The sequence below is a fragment of the Specibacter sp. AOP5-B1-6 genome, from assembly GCF_052376555.1.
Taxonomy (GTDB): Bacteria; Actinomycetota; Actinomycetes; order Actinomycetales; family Micrococcaceae; genus Specibacter.
Window position 1 is genome coordinate 26,827 of sequence record NZ_JBQSVT010000004.1, and the last position, 25,752, is coordinate 52,578.

Here is a 25,752-nt window from a genome sequence, read left to right on the forward strand (position 1 = left end):
TGCGCACTTCGTCAATGCCCGACGGCGCTCACCCTCCGTTCGATTGGCGGATGCCGTCACCCTCCGCCGTGAAGCTGTAGATGAATCCGCCGTCGGGGCCGCTGACAGTGATGTAACCGTTCCTCGTACCGGGCTCGATGGCGAGGTTCGTGGCAGATTCGAGGCCGGCACCGCCGTCGGGCATTCCCACGCTCGAAACCAGCCGGCCCTGGGGATTGTAGACGTCAATCCGGGGCTGTCCCTCGAACGCCTGGTAGACATTGCCGTCGGCATCGACGGCATTGGAGTCGACGCGGGCAGCACCGCCGTCCACGTACATCCCGGGGTGAAGGGAGGCCACGGAGGTTCCGTCGCTGCCCAGGGTGAGCAGGTCGATCCGATTTGCCGAATACTGGCTCAACCAGAGCCCCGTGAAGTCGTTGGTGAACGAGATGCCGTTGGGCGAGGGCAGTTTGTCGGCAATCACCGTTGCCGCCGCAGTGTCGTGGTCAATCCGCACCACCCGTCCCCCTGCTGATGCCGACTCGAGCGGGGCACCCGGCATGGCAGTGAAGTCGCTGACATACAAGTCGCCCGCCGCATTAAAGGCAATGTCATCAGGGTTCAACCTGACGCCGTCGACCTCGCCGGAAAAGAAGGTGACCGGGTCTTTGCCTTCGGAAGTGATGCTGGTGATCTTCCCTCCGGCGATATCCGTCAGGTAGAGACGGCCGTCGAGTGGGCTGAACTGTGCAGACGTGAAGGCGCTGCTGTCGTCGGTAAAAACTGTGCTGACCTTCTGGGTCTCAACGTCGACGCGCTGCACCTTCGGAGCGCCAGACGGGGCGGTGACGTCAACGACATACAAGTCGCCGTCCGGGCCAAAGGTTGGCCCTTCGAGCAATGCCATGCCGGTCTCCTCGTGCACCTCAGTCAACTGGAGCAGTTTCTCCGCCGTTTGTTGGGCAGCCACTTCAGTGGCAAGGTCAGGCTCCCCCGGCGCAGCGGAGCATCCAGACAGCACGCCCGCAACGGCCAGCACCGCCGCGAACGATGTCGTGGACGCTGTCATGGACCGGCGGGTGGACGTCCTCGTGGACGGGCGCCGGCTCATACGGCGACGTCCGCGCGCGCGGCCAGAAAACCGTCGAGTTCCGTGCGCCGCCACTCAGCCAGGACCTGCTGGAACTCCACCGGGCCGGGCCCGAACGCACCAGCATTGGACCGGGTCTTCCCCTCGTGGTTGTAGTAGCCGGGGGTGCACTCGGCTTGGAATTTTTGGTTGTCATGGGCTGATTCGCTGACGGTGCGGCACCACGCGTCCTGTGCTTCCTCGGTGGGTTCAACAATACCCACCGATGCCGCCCGGGCAGCAGCAATCACTGCGGCAATATGTTCGGCCTGGTCCTGGAGGATGTGCACGAAGTTGACCGAGTTTGCGTTTTGCAGCGTGCCCAGCTGGAGCAGGTTGGGAAATCCGTGGCTGTAGAACCCATGCAGGGTCCTGGGACCTTGGGACCACGCCTCAAGGAGTGTCCGGCCATCCCGGCCATGCACGGGCAGGGTTCCCGAGAGAACCCCCGAAACGCCCACCTCAAAACCGGTGGCGAAGATGACACAGTCAACCTCGTATTCAACGTCGCCGACAACGATGCCGGTTTCGGTCATGCGGGTGATTCCGCCGTGGTCTGCGGTGTCGACGAGCGTCACGTTCGCCCTGTTGAACGTTTGGAGGTACTGGTCGCTGAAGCCCGGCCGCTTGCACATGTAGCGGTACCAGGGCTTGAGCAGTTCCGCCGTCTCCGCATCATGGACCACGGCGTCCACCCGGGCGCGGATCCCGTTCATCGTGGCAAAGTCAAGAATTTCATCCGCCCGTTCACGTTCCGCCGCGGACACGGCATCCTCTTGCTTGCCGGTGATCATCTGCCGTTGCAGCTCCGGAGCGGCCGTCCACCCGTCGCCGGTGAGGTCCACATCGAAGTCCTCCCCGGAAACGACGGCGAGAAAGTTGTCCTGACGCTCTTTTTGCCAGCCGGGCTTCAGCGACGCCGCCCAGTCGGGATCTGTGCGGCGGTTGTCGCGCACACCGACCGACGACGGTGTGCGCTGAAAGACATGGAGGTGTTCGGCGTCGCGGCCCAGGTGTGGCACGACCTGAAGACCCGTCGCGCCGGTTCCGACGATGGCGACCTTTTTGTCCGCCAGCCCGTCAAGACCTCCATCAGGAGTGCCCCCGGTGTAGCTGTAATCCCAACGGCTGGTGTGAAACGTGTGGCCGCGAAAGGTCTCAATGCCCGGGATCCCGGGGAGTTTTGGCTGGGTCAGCGTCCCTGACGAGGTAATGACGTAGCGGGCGCGCATGCGGTCGCCTCGATCGGTGTCCACGATCCACTCGGCAGCTTCGCCGTCCCACGCAAGGTTGGTGGCGCGGGTCTGGAACGCCGTGTCGCGGTACAGCCCAAACCGCTCGGCGATTGCGACCGCGTGCTTCCTGATTTCTTCTCCCGGAGCGTAGCGCCACTGTGGCATGGAGCCAATCTCCTCCAGCAGCGGCAGGTAGACATAGGATTCGATGTCGCAGTGGATGCCGGGGTAGCGGTTCCAGTACCAGGTCCCGCCAAAGTCACCGGCCTCGTCCATCATGCGGATCGAGTCGACGCCGGCCTGCCGGAGCCGGGCACCGGTGACAAGACCGCCAAATCCTCCCCCGATGATCAAAACCTCCACCGAGTCCGTCAATGGCTCCCGTTCGCGGCGGGACGTGTAGGGGTCCTTCGCGTAATACCCGAATTCCCCCGCTGCCTTGCGGTACTGCCCCGCACCGTCCGGTCGAACCCGGCGGTCGCGTTCGGCGGCGTACTTGGCCCGAAGTGCCGGCACATCAATCTCCGCGGCTGTGTCTTCCGCCGCTGTCCCTGTGGACGCAATTCCTGCGTGGCTTGTCATGTTTTGCCCTCGTGTTCCTCGGCGTGTTTCGGGGCACCCGGATCAACAGGCATGACGACGATCCCGCCTTGGCGGGTTTGCCCCGGCACAGCGTTGCTTCGCGCGCGGGTGCCGCCCGAAACGTTGTTGGATCGGTTTCTGCATCCAAAAAAAGCTTAGCTTTGTCCTAAGTAATTCTGCAAGCTGCGCGGCAAAGACTGTCCGATAGGATAGGCGCGTGACTTCACAAACGAGCCGCTCCCCGGACCGCGCCGCACTTTTGGGCAGCCTGCGGGACATCACCACCGCCATGGAGTCAACGACCCTGCCCTCGTCAGCGTCCCCCGTGCTCGCACTTGACCTGACGGTGCAACAGCTCAAGGTCCTGACAGTGCTCGTCACCTCCACCGATGGCGCATCCGGGCGGGGCTTGTCGGCGATGTTTGGCGTGACAATGGCTTCGATGTCGGGCCTGCTGGACCGGCTCGTTGCCCGTGGTGTTGCCGAGAAGGCAAACAACCCCGCCGACCAGCGCGTCCGCACTGTCCGCGCAACGCCCCTTGGCCGCACCGTCGTGCAGAAACTTGTCGCTGCACGCCCGGAATTCGATGACACCATCCTGGCCGGCCTGTCCCTCGCTGAGCTCCGGGCCCTGGAGTTGGGCATGGCCGCCGTCAGCAGGGAACTGCGTCAAACCCGATAAAGGGTTCTGGAGCTTGGCCATTGCGCTGAAGAATCGCCATTTGGATGACGGCGCCCGTTATGGCCGTGGCGACGGCGAACACCAGCACCCCGGCAACGAGTTTTCGAGATCGTCAGCCTTCTTGGGCGACTCATGCCCGGTGCCATTTCGCCAGCCCGCCTCCAGAGTCTTGCGGGCGGCGGCAACGGCTGCCACGCTGGCGCCGACGCCCAGGAGTTTGAGGAGTATTTTCATTGCATGGCCTCCCTCCCCACTGTGACCAACACGGCGGGCTTCCGCATGCGGCTGCCAATGGTTACAGTGAGGCAAGGGCCGCGGGGCAGTCGGTGACCGGCCCCCGGCCAGGGCACGAAACCACCACAGCAGGCAACGAAGGAGAACATCATGAACAATGACGAAGCCGCCGACCGGGAACGCAGCCAGGAACCAACAGTGGGCGGCTATGGTTCGCCAACCCCTGAACAGGAGATCCCCGCGGGTGCCGCCACCAACCCCGGCTCCCCCGACCCCACCCTTCTCGGCCAGGAAAACGATGAGGAAGCCCTGGACGACGACAAGAGCTTGGGCGCCCCGGACCGAAACTTCTTCCAGAACGAAGACGCCGGCAGCGACGGCGAACCAGGTGCCGGGCCCTTGGGCGGCACGGACGACCAGCTCCGTGAGGAATTATCCCGCTCGGATGCCACTGCCGCCCGAGTGGACCCTGCCGATGAGACGCCGCATGAATCACCGTCCACGGAGGCGCCCTTGGAAGAATCCAACGCCGGTCCCACGAGCCCGGAGCGTGAGTCATTTTCGTCTGAATCGGACGAAGACGCCTCAGGCGCCCCGCTGTAGCCGGGCCGCGGCGCCAGCTGCAGCAGCACGTCCCGCATGCGGACACTTCCTAACGGAAGCAGGGGACCATGGCCGCTCAGTTCACCCGCGCCGTGTTGTTCGATATGGACGGCACACTGATCGACTCAAGCTATTTCCACGCCATGGCATGGTGGCAGGCCCTTCGGCAGTCCGGTTTCACAGTGCCCACGGCCAAGGTCCACCGGGCTGTGGGAATGGGCGGGGAGGAGCTGGTTCACCACTTGCTGGGTCCCGGGGTGTCGAAGGATCAGCTCGGAACATTGCTCGGGGCCCATGATGCCATCTTCTCCACCCATTGGCCGGCGCTGCTCCCCTTCCCTGCTGCCGGAAGACTGCTGGAACATTGTGCGGCCGCGGGAGCGGCAGTCGTTCTGGCATCCTCCGCCAAGGAGGCCGAACTGGATGTCCTGCGGCATGCGTTGGACGCAGGGAGTGCCATTTCAGCGGCAACGAGTTCCTCTGACGCCGACCACGGGACACCATCCCCCGACATTCTCTCCGCTGCGCTGAACTCCGTGGGAGTGGACGCCGCGCACGCGCTCTTCATTGGCGACGCCGTATGGGACGCCAAAGCAGCACAGGCGCTGGGCCTGCCCATGATCGGTGTGTGCAGCGGCGGCACCAGTGAGGCCGATTTGCGCGGTGCCGGGGCGGTGGAAGTCCACAGTGATGTCCAGGAGCTGCTGGAGCACGTGGACGCCAGCGTGCTGGGGCAACTGCTGCAGCGCTGACGGAGAGGTCCCCTTCATCGGGTTGGTAACCCCGTCAACCAATCGGGTTCCAACGTCTGATTTCTCCAGGCCAGTGCGGTGGGGATGGTCGTCGGCGGCGAGGTGTCTGCACGTTCACCCCGCCCAGGGCACCAGACGTAGGCGCTGTGCGTGGCCCAGCTTCCCTCGCCCCTTCCCACGCCCGAACCTTTCGTTCCATGGGCGCCCGGGCTGCACAAACAGGAAGGCGCCGGAAAGAAGAACCACAGGCACGCTCTTCCAGAGCGGCCATCGGCGCTGGTGAAGGCTTGCCCGTTGTCAGCCTAAATCCGAAATGTGCGCTTGGGTCTCCGGGCCTCCGGTTCGGCTGGTGTGTCCTGGTGCCTCGGGGCGAAGACGACTTTCGGCCGGCGGTTACCGGCCGAATAGCGTGGCTGGTATCATCAAGAATGACAGCATGTCATATCAAGCGAACATAGTCTGCCATGACCGCATCACCTCAGCGTCGACACGCGCGAGGTCAGCAAGAACATGAGGAATCACGCAGTGGCGAATCAACTTGGACTCAGCATTGACCGATCTTCCCCTGTGCCTCTCTACCACCAGGTGGTGCAGGGCATCGAGGCTGCCATCCACAGTGGAATCCTCGAGCCCGGCAGCAGGCTGGAGAACGAAATTGATCTCGCCGCCCAGCTCAACCTGTCCCGGCCCACCATGCGCAAGGCCATGGATGAACTGGTCCGTTCGGGGCTGCTGGTACGCAAGCGCGGAGTAGGCACCCAGGTGGTCTCCAGCCAGGTCCGCCGCCCCTTGGAGCTCTCGAGCCTATTCGACGACCTTTCCAATGACGGCAAGAAGCCCACCACTGAAGTGTTGACATTCTCCCATCTGGAGGCTGACGAGCCGACGCTCAAAACCCTTGAATTGCCTCCCGGCTCCAAGGTTTACCACTTCACGCGTCTGCGCAAAGTTGGCGGCAAACCCCTCGCCCTGATGGAAAACTGGGTCCGGGACGACATCGAGAGCATGGACGAGGCAACGTTGACCTCCGAAGGCCTCTATGGCATTCTCCGCCGAGGCGGCGTCAACTTCCGGCTGGCCTCTCAAAGAATCGGCGCGATGATCGCCACTGACTATCAGGCGGGTTTGCTCGAGACTGAGGTCAGCTCCGCTCTGGTCACCATGGAGCGCACTGCCACGGACGACTCCGGCCGCCGGGTGGAGACCGGGCACCACGTGTACCGGGCGGATTCATACAGCTTTGAAATGACACTCGTCCAGCGCTAAAGCAAGGAGCTAAATCTATGGCCAACTGGGTCCATCCTCTGGGAACCGCCGTCGACGGCGACTGGGACATCTCACTCGGAACCTCCGATTCCGTCACAGCGGTGGACGGCTGGGCCCATACGGGCTTGAAGGTTGCCACGCTTGCCGCGGGCGCCGTCGTCGAACTTCCCGCAGCAGGCGAAGAGCGGATTGTAGTCCCGCTCAACGGCAGCTTTGTCGTTACGGTGGACGGTGAGGACCACTCCTTGAACGGGCGAGCCTCGGTGTTTCACGGCCCCAGCGATGTCCTGTATTCGGGCATCGGCAAGGCCGTCACCATCAAGTCGTCGGACGGCGGACGGGTGGCGGTCGCCACCGCGCCTGCAAAGGCCTCGCACCCGACGCGTCTGGTGACCGCTGCGGAGACCCCGGTGGAACTGCGCGGAGCGGGCAACTGCTCGCGCCAGGTCCACAACTTCGGCACTCCTGCGGCTCTCGAGGCCGACCGTTTCATCGTGTGTGAAGTCCTCACCCCCGCCGGAAACTGGTCTTCCTATCCCCCGCACAAGCACGATGAGGAGAAGGACGGCGAAACGAATCTCGAGGAGATTTATTACTTCGAGACGCGGGTTGCGGACGGTTCCAGGGCTCCCGCCGATGCCGACGCCATCGGCTACCAGCGCGTTTACGCCTCGGATGACCGCCCCATCGATGTCGCCGCCGAAGTCCGCACAGGCGACGTGGTGCTGGTCCCCTACGGTTGGCACGGCCCCGCCATGGCGGCCCCCGGCTACGATCTGTACTACCTCAACGTGATGGCCGGCCCCGGACCGGTTCGTGAATGGCTCATCAGTGACGACCCGCACCATGGCTGGGTCCGCCAAAGCTGGGACGGCCAGGACATTGATCCCCGGCTGCCGTTCGGGGCTTAGTCACCGCGTAATCATTCAGAAACCAAAAAAATTCCCTCCGAAACGCGGTTTCGGAGGGAATTTTTTGCGTGGACTACTGCCTGGCTTGCCTGTCCAAGGCTCACCTATCCCGCCTTGGCCGCCGTGGCCAGCACTATCTTGACCGGGACGCCCGTGGCCAGCGATTCCTGGGCGGCGTCAGCCACTCGGGAAGCAGCCACGGCGTCCTCGGGCGTGCACGGGTTTTCGCGCTCGCCCAGGATCAGTTCCACGAACGCGGCCATCTCTGACCGGTAGGCCGCGTCGAACCGCTCGGCAAAATTCTGGTGCGGTTCCCCGGAGGGGAATGTGACCCTGGCCTCGGCCGAGGCCAGGGCCGACTTCTCGTCCAGGCCCACCATCAGGGAGCGGCTGGAACCCTGAATTTCCAGACGGACGTCGTGGCCGGCCCCGTTGTATCGGGTGGCTGAAACGGTGCCGAGTGTGCCGTCGTCGAACGTGACAAGAGCCAACGCCGTGTCCACGTCGCCCACTGCCCCGATGGCCGGGTCTCCGTTGTTGGAGCCCCTTGCATAAACCTCGACGATCTCGCGGCCGGTCAGCCAACGCAGAATGTCGAAGTCGTGGACGGAGCAGTCGCGGAACAGTCCGCCGGAGCCTGCGAGGAATGCCACAGGGGGCGGCGCCATATCGCACGTTACGGCGCGCAAGGAGTGGATCCAACCCAGCTCGCCCGCCTCGTAGGCACGCTTCGCCTCAAGGTAGCCGCGGTCAAAGCGGCGCTGGTGGCCGATCTGCACCACGCCGTTGTTGTCGCGAATGTAGTCCAGCACCGGCAGTGCGTCCGCCACGTTCATGGCCACGGGCTTTTCGCAGAAGACCGGAATTCCGGCGTCCACGCCCGCCCTGATCAGCTCGGGATGGGTTCCGGTCCCCGTGGCGACTACCAGCCCGTCCAGGCCGGAGGCAATGAGGATTTCCACTGAGGGCAGGAACTCTGCGCCCAGGCCGGCCGCGATGCTCCGCGCATGATCCTGCGCGACGTCGGTGAGCCGAAGCCGCACGTTGATGCCCCGGGGATTGAGAATTCTGTTAAGTGCAGAGATGTTGTGGGCGTGCATCACGCCGATGCGCCCCACTCCCACCAGCCCGAGAATGACGTCCTTCATGGCGTTCCCTTCAATGCAATCGAATCGGCATCCTGCAGCGTGAACGCCGCACGGAAGGCATCCAGTGCGGCTTCGGAGCCGTCGCTTGCCCAGGCCTCCATGCCCACGGTTCCCTCGTAGCCCGCGTCCGCAAGTGCCTTGGCCACGGCTGCGTAATTGATTTCCCCGGTGCCGGGTTCGCAGCGGCCGGGCACATCCGCCACCTGGACTTCAGCAATGTGCGCCAGTGCGGTCCGCAACAGCTCGATGAGGTTGCCCTCCCCCAGCTGTGCGTGGTACAGGTCCAGCATGAGCTTCACATTCGGGTGCCCGGCCGCCTCGACGAGCGCCAGCGTGTCCTTGGCCCGCGCCAGCGGGATGCCGGGGTGGTCAAGGATGGTGTTGAGATTCTCCAGGCAGAAGATCACACTGTGCTTCTCACCCAGCGCACCGAGCCGTTCCAGCGTGCGCACACCCGTGCTCCACATGCGGCCCGTGGAACGGTAAAGGGGATGGGCCGCCCGGCCGTCGATGAGCTCCGCGGAATGCACGACCATTCGGCTGACGCCGAGCTCCAGGGCCGCAGGGATCAGTGACTCGGCCGTCCGCACAACGTCATCGGCAGTGTCAGCATCAACAAGACTCCCGGAGGTGTACCCGGTCATGGAAGAGAAAACCGCGCCTGTGGCCTTGAGCGCCTTCAGGTCTTTGGTGCGGGAATCCCACATCTCGACGTCGAATCCGGCGTCGTGGATCCGCCGGACCCGTTCGGTGAATGACAAGTTCAGGAATACCATCTCCGCGCAAACTGCCAGCCGCATCAGACACCGGCCTTGTCGAGCGGTGGAACAGCTACAGGACCGCCCTGCTTGACGGATTCTATGCATGCCAGCGCCATAGCCAGCGCACGGCGGGCGTCCTCGGCCCCGGGAGTAAGGGTGAACGGTCCCGACGGCGGCGCGGTGCCGTCCCGCTTTGCACGCACCTGTGCGGCGAAATCGGCGAGTTCATCCGTGTACGCCTGGTGGAACAGTTCTACGTTGAGCCGCGGGGTGTCGGCGGACATCCCTCCAGCGGTAAATCTCCGCGCTGCCGTTTCTGTAGCGCGGCCGGCCTGGACCATGCCTTTGGAACCAAAGACTTCTCCGCGGATGTCGTACCCATAGAGTGCACTAAAGCTTGCTTCCGCCACCGCTATGGCACCGTTGCTATAGCGCACGGTCACCACTGCGGTGTCCAGGAAGCCTCGATCACGCAATTCGGGCTCCACGAGGGCATCGGCCACGGCATGGACCTCAACCGGCTCGGAGCCTTCGTTGAACCAGTTCAAGGTGTCGAAATCGTGGATGAGGGTCTCCAGGAAGATGGTCCAGGACGGGACCTTCCCCGCATTCGGGATGTTTCCGTCCCCAGGGTCGCGCGTAAGCGAGCGCAGGAGCTGCGGTTGCCCGACGATTCCCACGGCAAGGTCTTTCTTGGCGGCTTGGAAGTCAACAGCGTATCGACGGTTGAAGCCAATCTGGAAGTGTATGCCGGCGTCCTCCACCGCGACCAGGGCGGCGTCGAGCTCCTCAAGGCCCTGGCCGGCCGGCTTCTCACAAAAGACATGCTTTCCGGCCGCAGCGGCCTGGGTAATTAGGCTCGAATGGAAGCGCGCGGGGCTGGCGATCACCACGGCGTCGATCTCGGGGTCAGCCAGGATGTCATCCGCGCTGGCCGTGACCTTGCCAATGCCGAGCGACGTCGCAAGCGCCTCCGCAGCCCCCACATTGGGGTCGGCGACGGCAGCCAGGATCGCGCCGGGGATTCGGCGGGCGATGCTTTCGGCGTGGAATGCACCCATCCATCCGGCACCAATGAGCCCTACCTTCACGGCCGCGGAAATGTCAGCGGAATGCAGTTTGATGTAGGCCATGTGGGCCCATCCTTTCGATAGTGATAGCAAACAGGGAATCAGCGCCAGGCTGCGTCGTGGCTGGTCAGGCCGGATTCTCCGGGAAACACCACGCCCAGCTGACGGCGGATCTCGTCGGCCGCTTCCATGGTGCGAATGGAAGCGGACAGTGTCCGTTGAATGGTTTGCGGGTCTCCGGCGGCGACGGCGCGGGCCACCGCCGCCGCTTCGTAGTGCAGCCCTTCGAAATGGCTGCCGGCTGGTTCGTCATGGTGCAGGCGGGTGCCGTCCGGGAAACGGACCTCGAAGCCGCCGGGCATGTTGAACGGGCCGTCAATGGTTAGCGTGGCTTCGGAACCGACGATCGTGGCGGTCGTGGGCGTGAAGTTGTGCACATGGGTGTTGATCACGGCGTGGGCGCCACCGCCGAACGCCATGACAGCGGACAGCTGGGCATTGACTCCGGATTCGTGGGTCTGGCCTATGGCGTGCAGCTGTTCTGGCAGGCCGAGGATCTCGGTGATCAGGGCCAGCGGGTAGGTGCCCAGGTCAAGCAGGGGGCCGCGGGCCAGCTCCGGTTCGAATATTCGGTGCCCGGGGTCGAAATGTTCGCCATATTCGGCTAACACCGTGGTGATTGTGCCCAGTGTCCCGGCGTGGAGAATCTGCCGGATCACGTCGAACTTCGGCAGGAAGAACGTCCACATTGCCTCGGCAGCAAACATGCCGGCGGCTTCTGCACGCTTGGCAATGTCGCGGGCCTGTATTGCGTTCAGTCCGATCGGTTTTTCGATCAGGACGTGCTTTCCGGCGTCGAGGGCGAGTACCGCGCCCTGGTGGTGAAAGTTGTGCGGCGTACAGATGTAGATGATGTCAATGTCCGAGGCGGCGGCCAGCTCCGCATAGCTGCCGTAGGCTTCGGGCACGCGGAAAGCGTCCGCGAAAGCCTCGGCCCGCTTTAGGGAGCGAGATGCGACGGCGGCAATCACCTGCTCCGTGTGCGCCTGGACGGATTGGGTGAACTGTTCGGCGATCCAACCGGGTCCCATGATCCCCCAGCGCAGCACTGGGGCATCACGGGAACCGGGTATGCGGGAGACCGGCAGGGCGGAGATGCTCACAAGCAGCTCACTTTCGTGGAGGCGCCGTCACTGCGCAGTGATGCGATCATGGCTTGTGCCACCAACGAGGCTTTGAGGCCGTCCTGCGCACCAGCCAGCGGTGGTTGATCTCCCTCGGCCAGGGCTGAAATCCAGGCCTGTAGTTGCAGCCGGTACGCGTCGGCAAAGCGCGGGCGCCAGTCTGCGGGGATTGCCCTCCGGCTGCTCCCCTCCTGCTGGATGCTCAGCAGCGCGGCATCGTTCAGCCTGGTGGTGCCACGTTCAGAGACAACCTCGCATCCCGTGGTGTAGCCGTACCGGGCGTTCAAGAACAACTCCAGCGTGGTCAGGGTGCCGTCGACCGTACGCAGCGTCATGAACGAGGGATCCCGGAGTTCGCCGTCCGCCTGGCGCGAGCTTCGTCCAGCCTGCCACGATACCTCCGCGACGGGTGAGCCCAGCAGCCAGGGAATGATGTCCAGCTCGTGAATGGCCGAATTCGTGATGGCGGATTCAGCCGTGGCGCCCGGCCCGGCATTGGCATTTCGGCTGATGCAGTGGACCACCAGAGGCTCGCCTTGCGCCCGCTCCTGCACCGATTGCCGCAGAGCCACGTAGCCCGGGTCAAAACGCCGCATAAAGCCCAGTGAAAGCAGGGAGGCACCGGTAGCCGCAACAATGTCTGCGTCCGCCTCCACCACCTCCATACATTCCAGGACCGTGGGCGCCAACGGCTTTTCGCACAGCACCGGAGTCATCGCATCGAAGCACTCCAGCACCAGTCCGGCGTGGGTGGAGTCGTGCGAGGCAACCACGACGGCGTCCACCTCGCTGGAGTTGATCAACTCCGACGGGTCGGTGGTGATGCGGGCGGAGGGCGGAGCTGCTGCGGTGGCGCGGGCGGTATCGAGGTCTGCCACGAAGGTGACCTCGGCGCCCCCAATGGTGGTGGAGAGGTTCCTGATGTGGTCCTCGCCCATGATTCCGGCGCCGATGACGCCTACCCGGATCGGCATGGTGTTCCTTTCGTAGTGGGGCTGCAGGCTGCTAGACGTGCCGTGGGGCGTTCTCGCGTGGCACCTCGTCCACCTCTGTCACTTCTGCCTTGACCACCTTCACCACATCGCTGTGACCGCCGAGCTGTTCGAGTTCGTGCGCCAATTCAGCCAGTTCGGCGCCCCCGGCCATCTGGGCGGTGAGCTCGTCAAGGGTGATGTCCTTTTTGTCGTAGTAACCAATCGATTTGCCGCGCTTGAGCAACAGGAAGCGGTCACCGACAGGGAAGGCATGGTGCGGATTGTGCGTGATGAAGATGACGCCCAGTCCGCGGTCTCGGGCCTGAAGAATGTACCGCAGCACCACGCCGGACTGCTTGACACCCAAGGCCGCCGTGGGCTCGTCCAAGATCAAAACCTTGGCACCGAAGTACACAGCGCGGGCGATCGCGACACACTGACGTTCACCGCCGGAGAGCTGGCCGATGGGCTGCTCCACGTCACGGAGGTCGATGCCCATCTCGGCGAGTTCGTTCTTGGTAATGTCCTTCATCTTTTGGACGTCCAGGCTCTTGAACGGGCCAAAGCCCGAAGTCAGCTCGGAACCGAGGAAGAAGTTCCGCCAGATCGGCATCAGCTGGACGACGGCGAGGTCCTGGTAGACCGTCGCGATCCCGGCGTCGAGGGCGTCACGAGGGGAACGGAATTTCCGTTCCTTCCCCATGATGTTCAAGACACCGGCGTCGTGCTGGTGCAGGCCCGCAATGATCTTGATCAACGTGGACTTGCCCGCGCCGTTGTCACCCAGGACACAGGTTACGCGGCCGTTGTCCACAGCCATCGTGACATCGCTCAACGCGATGATGTTGCCGTAGTGCTTGCCCACCCCCTCCAGAGAGAGCAGGTGTACGGGTGTGTGGGTCAACGGATCCGTCTCGTTGATGAGCAGCGTTTGCTGGTCGATTTCCTTGGCATTCATGAACCGGCCCCTTACTTGAGCTCTGCGCGGCGCTTGACAATGAGGTTGACGATGGTGGCCAGCAGCAGCATCAAACCCAGGAAGAACTTGAACCAGTCCGGGTTCCATTCCGCATACACGATGCCCTTGTTGGCCATGCCGAAGATGAAAGCGCCGATGGCGCCGCCCACGGCCGAGCCGTAGCCGCCAGTGAGGAGGCATCCGCCGATCACTGCGGCGATTATGTAGAGGAACTCGTTGCCCACGCCCTCCCCCGACTGGACCGCGTCGAACGCGAAGAGGTTGTGCATCCCCAGGATCCAACCGCAGAACCCAACAGCCATGAACAGCCCGATCTTGGTTTTCGTCACGGGCACCCCCACGGCACGGGCGGCGTTCGCGTCCCCGCCGACAGCAAATATCCAGTTGCCCACTTTGGTGCGGAGCAGGATCCATGACGCCACGGCGACCAGGACGATCCAAATGAATACCGTGATCTTCACTTCCACGCCGCCGATGGAGACGGCGGAGGCGAATACGGCCCGGGCGGAGTCAAAGCCGTCCATGCTTGAGATTGAGGGAGAGGACACGGAGCCGCCGATCATGCGGGTCAGGCCGAGGTTGAGTCCCGTCAGCATCAGGAAGGTAGCCAGGGTGACGATAAAGCTCGGCAGCTTGGTCTTGATCAAGATCCAGCCGTTGATCAGGCCAACTGTCAGGGAAACCACCAGTGCCAAGATCACACCTACCCAGACATTGGTACTGAAGTACCAGCTGAACAACGATGCTGTGAGCGCCGAGGTGATCACCGCGACACCGGTGGAAAGGTCAAACTCTCCGCCGATCATCAACAACGAGACCCCAACGGCCATGATGCCGATCGTGGAACTGCCATAGAGGACCGTGGCAAAAGCGCTGGGTTGAATAAAGGTCTCGGAGACGGATGCGAAAAAGATAAACAAAACAACGGCACCAACAAGGGCGCCGACTTCGGGACGTCCCAGGAGCTTCTGAAAGGGGTTGCGTTGGCCGACCCGCTCATCCACGGCGGGCGGTCTGGTCAAGGTTTGAGTCATGATATTCTCCTTCGGTGCCGGCCCGGGTCACCCCGGACCGGCTGACAGGTTGTTAGCGGACGCCCTGCTTGGCGAACTCAAGGGCTGCGCCTGCTGCTTCCTTGTCCACGATGGTGGGCCCGGTCAGTACCGGTTGCCCGCCGCCAATTTTGAAGCCGCCGCGCTTGTTCTGCCAGATGGCATCGATGGCTCCATAGCCCTGGAGCCAGGGCTGTTGGTCCACGGTGAAGAGGATCTCGCCGTCGGCGATTTTCTGGGCCAGTTCGGCATTCATGTCGAACGAGGCCACCTTGACGTCGCTGCCGGCGGTGCTGACTGCCTTTAAGATGGTCAGGGTAAACGGAGCGCCGAGACCGATGATGGCATCTGCGTCCGCGGCGGCCTGCAGCTTCGCAGTGACAGTGGAAGAAACCTGGGTCATGTCCGTTCCGGTGACGTACAGGATTTCAGTCGCTGGCAGCTTCTCCTTGACACCGGCACACCGGGCTTCCAGGCCTACGTGCCCCTGCTCCTGAATGACACAGATCGGGTGAACCACGCCTTCGCTCTTGAGCTTGTCGCCCGCAGCTGCGCCGGCCAGTTTCTCATTGGAACCAAAGTGCGTAAAGGCACCAAGCTGTGCCGACACTGACTCGCCGGCGTTGAGGCTGACAACCGGGATTCCTGCAGCGGTCGCCTTCTTCAACGCATCCTTGAGCGCCTCTGGCTTTGCAAGGGTGACGGCAATACCATCGACTTTCTGATCCACGGCCTGGTCTATCAACTGAGCCTGTCGGCCACCTTCCGGGTCAGAGGTGTAGAGAAGCTCAACGTTGTCCTTTGCCGCGGCTTCCTCGGCGCCCTTGCGGACAATGTCCCAGAAGGTGTCGCCGGGGGCCGCGTGGGTAATAAGTGCGATCTTGATCCGGTCGGTGGAGGCGACTTTGCCGCCACCTCCGGAGTTTTCCGTATCGGCGGCCCGACCGCCGCTTGAACAAGCACTCACTGCCAGTAGTGGAACCACTACTGCCACGAGGGCCGCTTTACGCCAGGAAAAATTCGACACCATAATCTCCTTTGATCGCAGGTTCCGGGCCGCTGCATTGCGACCTCCGGAAGACTGTCTATGTCGATCATGGTGACTCATCTCACTAATGTCAATAGTTTGTCCTGACATTAGGATGTTGTTACTTGAATTGGACGTTTGTGACGTCCCAAGCCGGGGCGGGGGCGCCCGCCGTGGATGCGCATAACGGGGCTGACAGCTGTCCGCCACGACTGGCGGTGTTGACTCGCATCAGGACGCGCAAAGGCCCCTTTGGTTCAATACCGGAGGGGCCTTTGCGCGCTTGCAGCATTTTCAGGGTGGGGCGGTCAAGCTAAGCCTTGGCGCCCGCAATGGTCTTGAAGTGGTTCTCCAGGTCTTCCAGGCTCTTGCCCTTGGTTTCAGGGATGTATTTGGAGGCAAAGACGATGGCTCCTACGCCCAGCGCAGAAAAGACAAAGAACGTGTTGGACAGGCCAATCGCTGCCATGAGCTGAGGGAAACCGAAGCCCACAAGGAAGTTCACGATCCACAGGATGAACACGGATGCCCCCATTCCGAGGCCGCGGATCTTCAGCGGGAAGATCTCTGAGAGCATCAGCCAGGTGACGGGAGAGATCGCACCCTGCTGGAAGGCAAGGAAAGTCACTGTCAAGGTCAGGATCACGAAACCGCGACTTATTCCTTCGGGCAGGATCAGTGAGAAGAGCCCGATCAGCACCAGGGCGGTGGTGGTGCCGATTTGGCCGGTAATGAGCATCCGGCGCCGGCCCACCTTGCCCAGGAGCCAAATCCCTGCGAACGTGGCCAGCACCGAAATGACGCCATTGGCGATGTTGGCTGTCAGTGCGGCCTCGCGGCCAAAACCGGACTCGGACAGAATCTGGGTTCCGTAGTACATAATCGAGTTGACGCCGGTGATTTGTTGAATGACGGCCAGGCCGATCCCCACCATGAAGATCCGCCGGAGCCAGGGAATTCCAAGGTCCTTCCAGGAGCCCATCTTGGACTTGTAGTCCTCCACGGCCATGGCCTTGACTTCTTCGAATTCCGTCCGGGCATCCTCTTGGGAACGAATCCGCCGCAGAACGCTGAGAGTTTCGCCAAAGGCGCCCATGGAGGCCAGCCAGCGCGGGCTTTCGGGCATGAAGTTCATGCCGATCCACAGTGCTATGGCAGGGATGGTGGCAATGACCAGCATCCAGCGCCAGATTCCGCCTGCTTCGCCGAAGGTGTTGCCCAGGTAGGCGTTGAAGATGAAGGCCAGCAGCTGTCCGGTGACGATCATCAGTTCATTTTGCGTGACGATCCGGCCGCGGCGGGCGCTGGGTGAAACCTCGGCGAGGTACACGGGCACGGTCACCGAGGCGCCGCCCACGGCGAGTCCCAGCACAAACCGGGCTGCGATCATCACTTCGGTGTTCGGCGCAAAGGTGCAGGCCAGCGTCCCCACGAAAAAGATGACGGCCAGGACCATGATCATCTTGCGGCGGCCGTTCCTGTCTGCGAGGCGGCCGCCAAACAGGGCGCCGAAGGCGGCGCCGAAGAGCAGTGTGGACGTTACCAGCCCTTCGGTCAAGGGCGTGAGGCCCAGGTCTTCCTGCATGTACGGCAGCGCGCCGTTGATGACGCCGGTGTCATAACCAAAAAGCAGCCCGCCGAACGTTGAAATGATCGTGACGGTCCGCAGGGCCCTCTTGTGGTTAATCGGGGGTTTGCCGGCGATGTCGCTCTGCAGCTCTGCCGTCATGCGCTGGCCTTCTGCACGTACTGCTTCATAGTGTCCAGCTGGTACCGGGAGACGTCCTCGGCGTCATCATCCTCCGCGAAAACGGTCGATACCATCACTGAATCCTCACGGTCCAGAAACCCGATTTCCTGCAAGCCGCCAAAGAACTCCTCCCAGTTGACGTCGCCGTCGCCAATCTTGAGGTGCTGGTGGACGCGGACCGGGTTGCCGGGCGGGTTGGTAATGTATCGCAGGCCATGCGAGGCGTGGTGGTCCATGGTGTCGGAGACGTGGACCAGGCGGAGCTTGTCGCCCGCTGCCCTCATGATGTCCAGGGGCGCGTTTTTCATGTGAAAGCTGTGCGAGGCCACATAGACCAGGCCCACGTTTTTTGAGTTCAGCCCCCGGATGACACGGATGGCAGCGAGACCTTCTTCAACGAAGTCGTCCGGGTGGGGATCGATCAGCAGGTCGATGCCTTCTCGTTCCAGGATGGGCAGCAGCTCTTCCATGGAGCGGTAGAAGGCCCGCTCCGACTCTTCGACCTTTTCCGGGCGGCCGCTGAATTCGGAGTTCATGGTGCTTACGCCCAGGTCCACGGCAATCTGGATGGCGCGCTTCCAGTACCGAACGGCCGCCTCGCGGGCGTCCTCGTCCGGCCCAGACCAGCGGAGCACGGGGAGGACGGAGGCAATCTCGATCCCGGCGTCCCTACAGGCTTTGTTGAGCTGGCCCACAAGTTCATCGTCGGCCTTGGGGTGGTTGTAAAACGGGATGACATCTGCGTGCGGGGTCAGCTGCAGGTACTTGTAACCGAGGTCGGCGGCCACGCGCGGAAATTCCAGCACGTTGTGGCTGTGGTGGAACGGGGTGGGGTCCAATGCGATTTTCATGGTCACTCCTTTGTGGTGTGGAAAACGTTGATGGTGCGTGCAAAGAAGGCGACCTGCCGGCCTACTGCCGGCAGGCCGCCTCCTGTGGCTGCTAGTTGTACAGGTCCGGCTTGGTGTTGAGCCGGACGGCGACCTTTTCGCCGGACTTCTGGGCCTCGACTCCGGCCTCACAGCAGGCTGCAGTGGCGTAACCGTCCCAGGCGGTGGGCCCGCCAATTTCGCCACGGCGGGCTGCGTCAACCCAAGACTGGACCTCGACGTCGTACGCCACACCGAAGCGGTCCTCGAAGCCGGGCGTGATGTTGCCGCCCCAGCGCCCTGCGGATTGGATGTACGGGCCGGCGTCGCCGCCGATGCTCACGATGCCGTCTTCGAAGGACGCCTGCGTGGCCACCTGGTAGCCAAATTTGGCGTTGACGTAGATCTCGACATCGGCCAGGACGCCGGATTCGGTTCCGAGCAGGACATGCTGGGGATCGTGCTGTCCGGACGGGGCGTTCTTCGTCGCCTTGCCCAGACGGACCTGCACCGAGGTGATTTCCTCGCCGGTGAAGAAGCGGATGGCATCAAATTCGTGCACCACGGAGTCGTTGATGAGCATCTCGTTGGTGAAGCCTTCGGGGGTGCTCGGGTTGCGGTGCTGGTGGTGCAGCATGAGCAGCTCGCCGAGTTCGTGGTCACGGATCATGGAGCCCAAGGCTGCGTACTCGGCGTCGAAGCGGCGCATGAAGCCCACCTGGATACGCTTGTGGCCCAGTGTCGTCTCTGACTGCACAACCTTCCAAGCACTCTCGGCATCCGGAGTGAGCGGCTTTTCGCAGAGGATCGGGAAGTCTTTCTCGAGCGCCTGGTAGAGGATTTCCTCGTGCAGGAACCCGGGGGTGGCAATCAGGACGGCATTGACATCGCCGTTGTTGAGGGCTTCCTCGGCGCTGGTGAGGGCCACGGCGCCGTCGATCCCTTCGATGGCGGACTGCGCCCGGGGCAAGGTCGACGTCGACGACGGCGGCAACCTCGGCTCCGTGGATGCGGGTGCTGAGCCTCTTGATGTGGTCGGCGCCCATGCGGCCTGCGCCGATGACGGCAACGCGGAGAATGTCAGTCATTGTTCTTGTCCTTTGGGTATCAGTAAAGCTAGCTGACAGTGGTGCGGGAGCCGCACGACAGCAGGTAGTTGCGGGTGCGCTTGGCGATGGGCATGGGGGCGTCGAAGGCCACCGGGTACATGTCCTGTTCCACGATGCCGAAGATGGGCCGGTTGAGGGCTTCAACGGCTTCGATGACGGCGCGCAGGTCAGGAAGGCCGTTCGGCGGTTCCGTCATGACGCCTGCCAGATTGGCCGCTGCCCAGGTCATGCCTTCCTCGTTGACCTTTTTCAGTATCTCCGGGTTGATTTGTTTCAGGTGCAGGTACCCGATGCGGTCTGGGTGATTCTTGATGAGTTCCAGGCTGGATGCGCCGCAGTATTCGGCGTGGCCGGTGTCCAGGCACAGATTCAAGTACTTTGGATCCGTGGCCGCGAGGAGGTGCTCGATGTCCGCCTGCGCACCCACATGGGAATCTGCGTGGGAGTGGAACTGCTGGCTCAGGCCGAAGTCCTCCAGCAGGACCTTGCCCAAGCGGTTGTGGCCGGTAAAGAGGTCGCTCCAGGCCTTTTCCGTGAGCTGCCCGCTTTCCACAGCTTCGCCGGTCACGTCATCGCGCCACATGGCCGGGATGACCACGATGTGCTCGCCGCCCATGGCCGCTGTGAGCTCGGCGACCTTCCGTGCCGGTTCCCAGGCGGTTGCCCACTGGTCCAGTCCGCGGTGGAACGCGGTGAAAACCGTTCCTGCGGTAATTTTCAGGTCACGCTGCTTGAGTTCCTCGGCCAGCCGGGTGGGGTCCGTGGGCAGGTAGCCATAGGGTCCCAGTTCGATCCACTTGTAGCCGGACTCGGCCACTTCGTCGAGGAACCGCTCCCACGGGGTCTGCTTCGGGTCATCCGGGAACCAGACGCCCCAGGAGTCCGGAGCGGTGCCGATGATCAGTTTATTCTTAGGCATGACAGCGTTGTCTTTCTTCTTGGGGTGGGAACTAGTTGGACGGGAAGTTGTAGGAGGCACCCGACGCGTGAGCGGGCTCCGGCCAGCGGGACGTCACTACTTTGCCACGTGTGTAGAAGGACACGCCCTCGGGGCCGTAGATGTGCTTGTCGCCGAACAGTGATGCCTTCCAGCCGCCGAAGGAGTGGAAGGCCACCGGCACGGGCAGCGGCACGTTGATGCCGATCATGCCCACGTCCACGGAGCGCTGGAACTTGCGGGCGCTCGCGCCGGACGAGGTGAAAATGGCGGTCCCGTTGCCGTAGGGGTTGGCGTTGATCAGGGCGATGCCGGCATCCAGGTCCTCAACGCGGACCACCACGAGGACCGGTCCGAAGATTTCCTCGGTGTAGGCGGTCATTTCGGCTTTGACGTGGTCGATAACTGTGGGACCCACCCAGAAGCCGTCCTCGTGGCCAGGGACCACCAGATCGCGACCGTCCACCACCATGGCAGCTCCTGCGGCTTCTGCTTCGGTGACGATCCGAACGATGCGCTCCTTGGATGCCGGGGTGATGACGGGGCCCATTTCGGAATCGGGTTCGGTACCGTTGTTGACCTTCACGGCCAGAGCACGTTCCTGGACTTTTGTGACGAGCAGGTCGGCGGCCTCGCCCACGGCCACGGCGACGGAGATGGCCATGCAGCGTTCTCCGGCGGAGCCGAAGGCGGCTGCGGAGAGGTGATCCGCGGCGTTGTCGAGGTCGGCGTCGGGCATGATGATGGCGTGGTTCTTCGCGCCGCCCAGGGCCTGGACCCGTTTGCCGTGCTTGGTGGCGGTTTCGTGGACGTACTTGGCGATCGGGGTGGATCCGACGAAGGAGATGCCGTCCACGTCCGGGTGCGTGAGGAGGCCTTCGACGGTTTCCTTGTCGCCGTGCAGAACCTGGAAGACGCCGTCGGGCAAACCGGCCTGCTTCCACAGTTTCGCCAGCAGCATCGAGGCGGAGGGGTCACGCTCGGATGGCTTGAGGATGAACGCGTTGCCGGTGGCGATGGCCATCGGAGCCATCCACAGCGGCACCATGACCGGGAAGTTGAACGGAGTGATGCCCGCAACGACGCCGAGCGGCTCCCGAAAAGAGAATACGTCGATGCCGGTGGATACCTGATCCGAGTAGTCGCCCTTGAGAAGGGTCGGAATGCCGCAGGCAAACTCGATGACTTCCAGGCCGCGGCCGATCTCGCCCTTGGCGTCGGAGAGCACCTTGCCGTGCTCAGCGGTGATCAGTTGGGCGAGCTCGTCTACGTGGGCGGCGACGAGCTCACGGAATTTGAACAGCACGCCGGTGCGCTTCGCCAGGGAAAAATTGCCCCAGGAATCGGCTGCGGCGCGGGCGGCGGTGACGGTGGAATCCAGATCTGTCTGGTTGGCCAGCCGGAGCTCCGCGGAAACGGCGCCGGTGGCCGGGTTGTAGACGGGCTGCGAGCGTGTACCAACGCCTGCGGTTTCGGCACCGTTGATGAAGTGGTTGATCGTTGTTGTGGTGGTCTTCGTTGACATGGTGTTGGACTTCCTTGGTATGTGGGTGTTTGTGGGCTGGGGCTGATGGAGGCTCAGCCGAGCAGTTTGCGCTGGCGGTTCTTGTGGTCGCTGTAGGTTTTGAAGGCCTGCTGCGTGGAGTCGAGGTCGGAGACTTGGGAGACGGGGACGTCCCACCAGGACTCGGAGCTCGGAGCGTCCAGCAGAGGGTCGGATTCAACGTGGATCAGGATGGGCCCGCTGCGTTCGGGCGCGGCCTTGGCGTCCCTGACGGCCTGCTCGAGTTCGGCGATGACCTTCTCCCCCGGTTCGATCCGGATCACCTTCACACCGAGGCTTTCGGCGTTCAGGGCGAGGTCGACCGGGAGGGTTTCGCCTTCGTCGAAGCTGTGCTGCTCCTCGTTCAGCGCCCGGTACTGGGTGCCGAAACGCTGCGAGCCGAGTGACTCGGAGAGAGAGCCGATGGAGGCGTAGCCGTGGTTCTGGATCAGCACGACGATCAGCTTGATGCGTTCGGCGACAGCGGTGACCAGTTCGGTGTGCATCATCAGGTAGGAGCCGTCCCCCACCATGACCACCACGTCGCGCTGCTCGCCGCCGCGTGCAGCCTCAGCCAGAGCCGCGCGTTTGACGCCCAGCCCGCCGGGGATTTCGTAGCCCATGCAGGAGTACGCGTATTCCACGTGGTAGCCGAACGGGTCGCGAACACGCCACATCTTATGCAGGTCCCCCGGCAGGGAGCCTGCGGCACAGATGACCACGTCCTGCGGGTCCATGGCCCTGCTGGTGGCACCAATGATCTCGTTTTGGGCAGGCAGCGGGGTGAAACGGGTGTCAAAGGCTTCATCCACCGTGGCGTCCCAACGGTTCTTCTCAGCTGCGATCTTCGCTTCGAGGTCCGCACCGACGCGGTAGCCGCCCATCGCCTGGTTCAGCTTGATCAGGGCTTTGCGGGCATCGGCGACGATGGGCAGCGCGGAGCCGTGCTTGTAGGCATCGATTGGGGCCACGTTGATGTTTATGAACTTCACATCCGGGTTCTGGAACGCGGTGCGGGAGCCGGTCGTGAAGTCCTCGTAGCGGGTGCCAATGCCAATGATCAGGTCCGCGTCCGCCGCGATGGCGTTGGCCGCCGTCGTTCCTGTGGACCCGATGGCACCAAGGGAGAATTGATGGTCCCATGGAAGGACGCCGACGCCGGCCTGCGTGTTGCCCACCGGGATGCCCGTCAGCTCAGCGAAGGCTGCGAGTTCCTCGTTGGCGTAGGCGTAGAGCACGCCGCCGCCGGCGATGATCAGCGGGCGCTTCGCGGCACGGATGGCCTCGGCGGCGCGGCGGATGTCCCCGTCGTCGGCGTCGGGGCGGCGGATGCGCCATTCGCGTTCGGCCAGGAACTCCTCAGGCACGTCGAAGGCCTCGGCCTGGACATCCTGTGGCAGCGAGATGGTTACTGCACCGGTTTCGGCTGGATCCGTCAGGACCCGCAGACCATGGTGGAACGCCGAGAACAACTGCTCCGGCCGGGAAACGCGGTCAAAGAACTTGGACAGCGGCCGGAACGCGTCATTGACGGTGATGTCGTAGGCGTAGGGCTGCTCGAGCTGCTGCAGGACCGGGTCCGCTGCCCGGGTGGCAAAGGTGTCGCTGGGCAGCAGGAGCACGGGAAGTCGATTAGTGGTGGCCAGCGCCGCACCGGTCAAAAGGTTCGAGGATCCCGGGCCCACCGAGGTGCTGATGGCGAACGTCTGGCGGCGGCGGGTGTGTCGGGCGTAGCCGACCGCCTGGTGCGCCTGGGCCTGCTCGTTGCGGCCCTGGTAGTACGGCATGATGGACGGGTCCACAGCTTGGTACTGCTTCAACGCCTGCCCGACACCGGCCACGTTGCCGTGGCCGAAGATGCCAAATGTTCCTGGAATCAGCCTGTCCCGGAAGTCAACGCCCCCGATGGAATCCACCGTGTACTGCCGGGAAAGGTACTCGACGACGGCCTGGGCCACTGTCATTCGGCGAGTCCCTGCTGCTGTGGTTCTATTCCCCATGGAATGTCACTCCGATGCTTCTGTGGTGTGGGTGAGCAGTGTGGCGGCGGTGGCCACGGCCCCGGCAACGTCGCCGTCGGCAGGGTACAGCAGGGTCCGGCCTACGGTGAGGCCTTGGACGCCGGGCAGCGCAAGTGCTGCCTGCCAGCTGGCGAAGATTTCATCCTGGGTGCCATCCGGGTCCCCACCGAGGAGCACCGTGGGCATGGTGGTGGCAGCCATGACGCGTTCCATCTCGGCCACCACGGGCAACTTCATCCAGGTGTAGGCGCTTGTGGAGCCCAGACCCTGTGCGATGGCGATGGACTTGATGACAGCGTTCGTGGACAGGTCGTTGCGGACTTTGCCGTTTTCGCGGACGGACAGGAAGGGCTCCACCATGGCGATCAGTTTCCGCTCGGCGAGGGAGTCAATGGCTTTGGCTGTCGCTTCCAGCAGGGACACCGTGTCCGGGTCGCCCAGGCAGATTCGGGTCAACATCTTGCCTCCGTCGGCCCCCAGTGCCTGAAGCGCTGCTGCGGTGTGGCCGGTGAAACGGTCATCGAATTCGTTGACCAGGCCGGCGAGCCCCCCGCGGTTCATTGAACCGAAGACCAGCTTGCCTTCGAGGGCGCCCAACAGCAGCAGGTCATCCATGATGTCCGCGGAGGCGAGCACGCCGTCCACGGCCGGGTTGGCCAGGGCAATTTGCAGACGGTCAAGCAACTGCCGGCGATCCGCCATTACCACCGGATCGCTGCCGACGGCGAGTGAGCCACGGGCCGGGTGGTCGGCAGCGACAATGAAGTTCTGCCTGCCCGGTTTGAGACCGGGGTGGCGGCGCCGTGCGTTGGCAGCTCGGGCGACGGCGTCCGGATCTTCCAAGCGGATGGTGCTCAGTTGGGCGTATCGGCGCGGATCGTCATCCACCGTGACGCTGGCAGTCCTGAGATTAATGCTCATAGGGTGGCTCCTTCGGTGGTGAACCCTTTGGGGATGAAAGTGGCGGCGACCAGGCGCCCCCGTTCGGCGAGAAGCGAGGTGACCTCATCGGGCGTCGGCATGGCATCGGCACAAGACAACCGGGATGCCACTATGGCACCCGCCGCGTTGGCGTAGTCAAGAACCCGGGCAAGCGGCCAGCCGGACAGCAGTCCGTGGCAGAACGCCCCACCGAAGGAATCACCGGCACCTAGGCCGTTGACGGTCTCCACAGGAACGGGTGCTGACACCACACGCTCAGTGCGGGTCTTCGCCATCACACCATCCGGACCAAGTTTGACGACTGCGATCTCGACGCCGGCGGCCAGCAGGCGGTCCGCCTGTTCATCCGGAGTTCCCTCACCGACCGCTACGGCGCATTCCTTATCGTTACCAATGGCAACGGTGACGTGCGGCAAGATCCTGGCGACCTGCGCCCGCGCTTCCTCTTCGGAAGCCCAGAACATGGGCCGGTAGTCAAGGTCCAAAATGGTGTACTGGCCAATGCGCAGCTTGTCCCGATCGCGGGCTTCGTGAGCCTTGATGTGGGCCTCGCGGCTGGGTTCCTGGCACAGTCCTGTGACCGTGGACCAGAAAATGCCAGCGTTCTGGATGGCGTCCAAATCCAGTTCTGCAGCCTGGATCTGCAGATCCGGTGCCGTGGGGAACCGTCCATAGAAGTAGAGTGGGAAATCATCCGGCGGCTTGATGGCACAGAAAGTCACGGCGGTAGGCCATTCCTTGACCGCGGTGACCAATGAATCATCCACCCCGAACTTTCGCAGTTCGCGGTGCAGGTAAATGCCGAAGGCGTCATCGCCGGTGCGGGTAATCACGCCGGTCCGGCGGCCATGCCGTGCGGCTGCGACAGCCACGTTGGACGGTGAGCCGCCGAGGTACTTGCCAAAGGACTCCACGTCCTCCAGATCCACCCCGATGTCGTTTGGGTAGATATCAACGCTGATGCGCCCGATCGTGAGCAGTTCGTGGGTCACGGTGATCGCGGACCTTTC

General features: G+C 63.3%; 22 protein-coding genes and 1 pseudogene. 5 read left to right on the plus strand and 18 right to left on the minus strand.

Features of this window, described 5'->3' with window-relative positions; genetic code table 11:
• Window positions 1–28 precede the first annotated feature (28 nt).
• Window positions 29–889, minus strand: a complete 861-nt coding sequence (locus ACT3TS_RS02885; RefSeq protein ID WP_444529983.1) for an SMP-30/gluconolactonase/LRE family protein — start codon at window positions 887–889, stop codon at window positions 29–31.
• A gap of 200 nt (window positions 890–1,089) precedes the next feature.
• Window positions 1,090–2,928, minus strand: coding sequence for a flavin-containing monooxygenase (locus tag ACT3TS_RS02890; protein WP_444529984.1), 1,839 nt, complete (start codon window positions 2,926–2,928; stop codon window positions 1,090–1,092).
• Window positions 2,929–3,145: 217 nt separating this feature from the next.
• Here ACT3TS_RS02890 and ACT3TS_RS02895 point away from each other — a divergent pair, with 217 nt between their 5' ends.
• The 5 genes from ACT3TS_RS02895 to iolB all read left to right on the plus strand — a co-directional run bounded on the left by ACT3TS_RS02895 (window position 3,146) and on the right by iolB (window position 7,376).
• Window positions 3,146–3,610: a MarR family winged helix-turn-helix transcriptional regulator gene (locus tag ACT3TS_RS02895; protein WP_444529985.1), complete on the plus strand. Its 465-nt coding sequence runs from the start codon at window positions 3,146–3,148 to the stop codon at window positions 3,608–3,610.
• Window positions 3,611–3,994: 384 nt separating this feature from the next.
• Window positions 3,995–4,447, plus strand: a complete 453-nt coding sequence (locus tag ACT3TS_RS02900) for a hypothetical protein (RefSeq protein WP_444529986.1) — start codon at window positions 3,995–3,997, stop codon at window positions 4,445–4,447.
• A gap of 68 nt (window positions 4,448–4,515) precedes the next feature.
• Complete coding sequence (locus ACT3TS_RS02905) at window positions 4,516–5,199, plus strand: HAD family hydrolase (protein WP_444529987.1); 684 nt, start codon at window positions 4,516–4,518, stop codon at window positions 5,197–5,199.
• Between the two features lie 525 nt (window positions 5,200–5,724).
• Window positions 5,725–6,465 carry a GntR family transcriptional regulator gene (locus ACT3TS_RS02910; protein WP_444529988.1) on the plus strand — a complete coding sequence of 247 codons (741 nt, stop codon included), beginning with the start codon at window positions 5,725–5,727 and terminating at the stop codon, window positions 6,463–6,465.
• A 17-nt stretch (window positions 6,466–6,482) separates the two neighbouring features.
• Window positions 6,483–7,376 carry a 5-deoxy-glucuronate isomerase gene (gene iolB / locus ACT3TS_RS02915; RefSeq protein WP_444529989.1) on the plus strand — a complete coding sequence of 298 codons (894 nt, stop codon included), beginning with the start codon at window positions 6,483–6,485 and terminating at the stop codon, window positions 7,374–7,376.
• Between the two features lie 104 nt (window positions 7,377–7,480).
• Here iolB and ACT3TS_RS02920 read toward each other — a convergent pair whose 3' ends face one another.
• The 16 genes and pseudogenes from ACT3TS_RS02920 to iolC all read right to left on the minus strand — a co-directional run bounded on the left by ACT3TS_RS02920 (window position 7,481) and on the right by iolC (window position 25,734).
• Window positions 7,481–8,524: a Gfo/Idh/MocA family oxidoreductase gene (locus ACT3TS_RS02920; RefSeq protein WP_444529990.1), complete on the minus strand. Its 1,044-nt coding sequence runs from the start codon at window positions 8,522–8,524 to the stop codon at window positions 7,481–7,483.
• Window positions 8,521–9,324, minus strand: coding sequence for a TIM barrel protein (locus ACT3TS_RS02925; RefSeq protein ID WP_444529991.1), 804 nt, complete (start codon window positions 9,322–9,324; stop codon window positions 8,521–8,523). Before ACT3TS_RS02925 ends, ACT3TS_RS02920 begins: the two co-directional genes overlap by 4 nt.
• Window positions 9,324–10,418: a Gfo/Idh/MocA family oxidoreductase gene (locus ACT3TS_RS02930; RefSeq protein ID WP_444529992.1), complete on the minus strand. Its 1,095-nt coding sequence runs from the start codon at window positions 10,416–10,418 to the stop codon at window positions 9,324–9,326. The genes ACT3TS_RS02925 and ACT3TS_RS02930 overlap by 1 nt, the downstream gene beginning before the upstream one ends.
• 38 nt (window positions 10,419–10,456) lie before the next feature.
• Window positions 10,457–11,518 carry a Gfo/Idh/MocA family protein gene (locus ACT3TS_RS02935; protein WP_444529993.1) on the minus strand — a complete coding sequence of 354 codons (1,062 nt, stop codon included), beginning with the start codon at window positions 11,516–11,518 and terminating at the stop codon, window positions 10,457–10,459.
• Window positions 11,515–12,513, minus strand: a complete 999-nt coding sequence (locus ACT3TS_RS02940) for a Gfo/Idh/MocA family oxidoreductase (RefSeq protein WP_444529994.1) — start codon at window positions 12,511–12,513, stop codon at window positions 11,515–11,517. Before ACT3TS_RS02940 ends, ACT3TS_RS02935 begins: the two co-directional genes overlap by 4 nt.
• Window positions 12,514–12,544: 31 nt before the next feature.
• The gene (locus ACT3TS_RS02945; protein ID WP_444529995.1) at window positions 12,545–13,471 is read right to left on the minus strand and encodes an ATP-binding cassette domain-containing protein; all 927 of its coding nucleotides are present in this window, start codon (window positions 13,469–13,471) and stop codon (window positions 12,545–12,547) included.
• 11 nt (window positions 13,472–13,482) lie between these two features.
• Window positions 13,483–14,526, minus strand: a complete 1,044-nt coding sequence (locus tag ACT3TS_RS02950; RefSeq protein ID WP_444529996.1) for an ABC transporter permease — start codon at window positions 14,524–14,526, stop codon at window positions 13,483–13,485.
• 52 nt (window positions 14,527–14,578) lie between these two features.
• Entirely contained in the window at window positions 14,579–15,571 is a 993-nt protein-coding gene (locus ACT3TS_RS02955) for a substrate-binding domain-containing protein (protein WP_444530089.1), read from the minus strand.
• Between the two features lie 313 nt (window positions 15,572–15,884).
• Window positions 15,885–17,300 (minus strand): sugar porter family MFS transporter, encoded by a 1,416-nt coding sequence (locus tag ACT3TS_RS02960; protein WP_444529997.1) that lies wholly within the window; start codon window positions 17,298–17,300, stop codon window positions 15,885–15,887.
• On the minus strand, window positions 17,297–18,172 hold the full coding sequence (locus tag ACT3TS_RS02965) for a sugar phosphate isomerase/epimerase family protein (protein ID WP_444529998.1): 876 nt from the start codon (window positions 18,170–18,172) through the stop codon (window positions 17,297–17,299). The genes ACT3TS_RS02960 and ACT3TS_RS02965 overlap by 4 nt, the downstream gene beginning before the upstream one ends.
• A 91-nt stretch (window positions 18,173–18,263) precedes the next feature.
• Window positions 18,264–19,278 (minus strand): annotated as a pseudogene (locus ACT3TS_RS02970) (Gfo/Idh/MocA family protein).
• Between the two features lie 28 nt (window positions 19,279–19,306).
• The gene (locus ACT3TS_RS02975; protein WP_444529999.1) at window positions 19,307–20,218 is read right to left on the minus strand and encodes a sugar phosphate isomerase/epimerase family protein; all 912 of its coding nucleotides are present in this window, start codon (window positions 20,216–20,218) and stop codon (window positions 19,307–19,309) included.
• Window positions 20,219–20,249: 31 nt separating this feature from the next.
• Window positions 20,250–21,761, minus strand: coding sequence for a CoA-acylating methylmalonate-semialdehyde dehydrogenase (locus tag ACT3TS_RS02980; RefSeq protein WP_444530000.1), 1,512 nt, complete (start codon window positions 21,759–21,761; stop codon window positions 20,250–20,252).
• A gap of 53 nt (window positions 21,762–21,814) precedes the next feature.
• Entirely contained in the window at window positions 21,815–23,743 is a 1,929-nt protein-coding gene (gene iolD / locus ACT3TS_RS02985) for a 3D-(3,5/4)-trihydroxycyclohexane-1,2-dione acylhydrolase (decyclizing) (protein WP_444530001.1), read from the minus strand.
• Between the two features lie 42 nt (window positions 23,744–23,785).
• Window positions 23,786–24,721, minus strand: a complete 936-nt coding sequence (locus ACT3TS_RS02990) for a Cgl0159 family (beta/alpha)8-fold protein (protein WP_444530002.1) — start codon at window positions 24,719–24,721, stop codon at window positions 23,786–23,788.
• On the minus strand, window positions 24,718–25,734 hold the full coding sequence (iolC, locus tag ACT3TS_RS02995; RefSeq protein ID WP_444530003.1) for a 5-dehydro-2-deoxygluconokinase: 1,017 nt from the start codon (window positions 25,732–25,734) through the stop codon (window positions 24,718–24,720). The genes ACT3TS_RS02990 and iolC overlap by 4 nt, the downstream gene beginning before the upstream one ends.
• Between the last annotated feature and the right edge of the window lie 18 nt (window positions 25,735–25,752).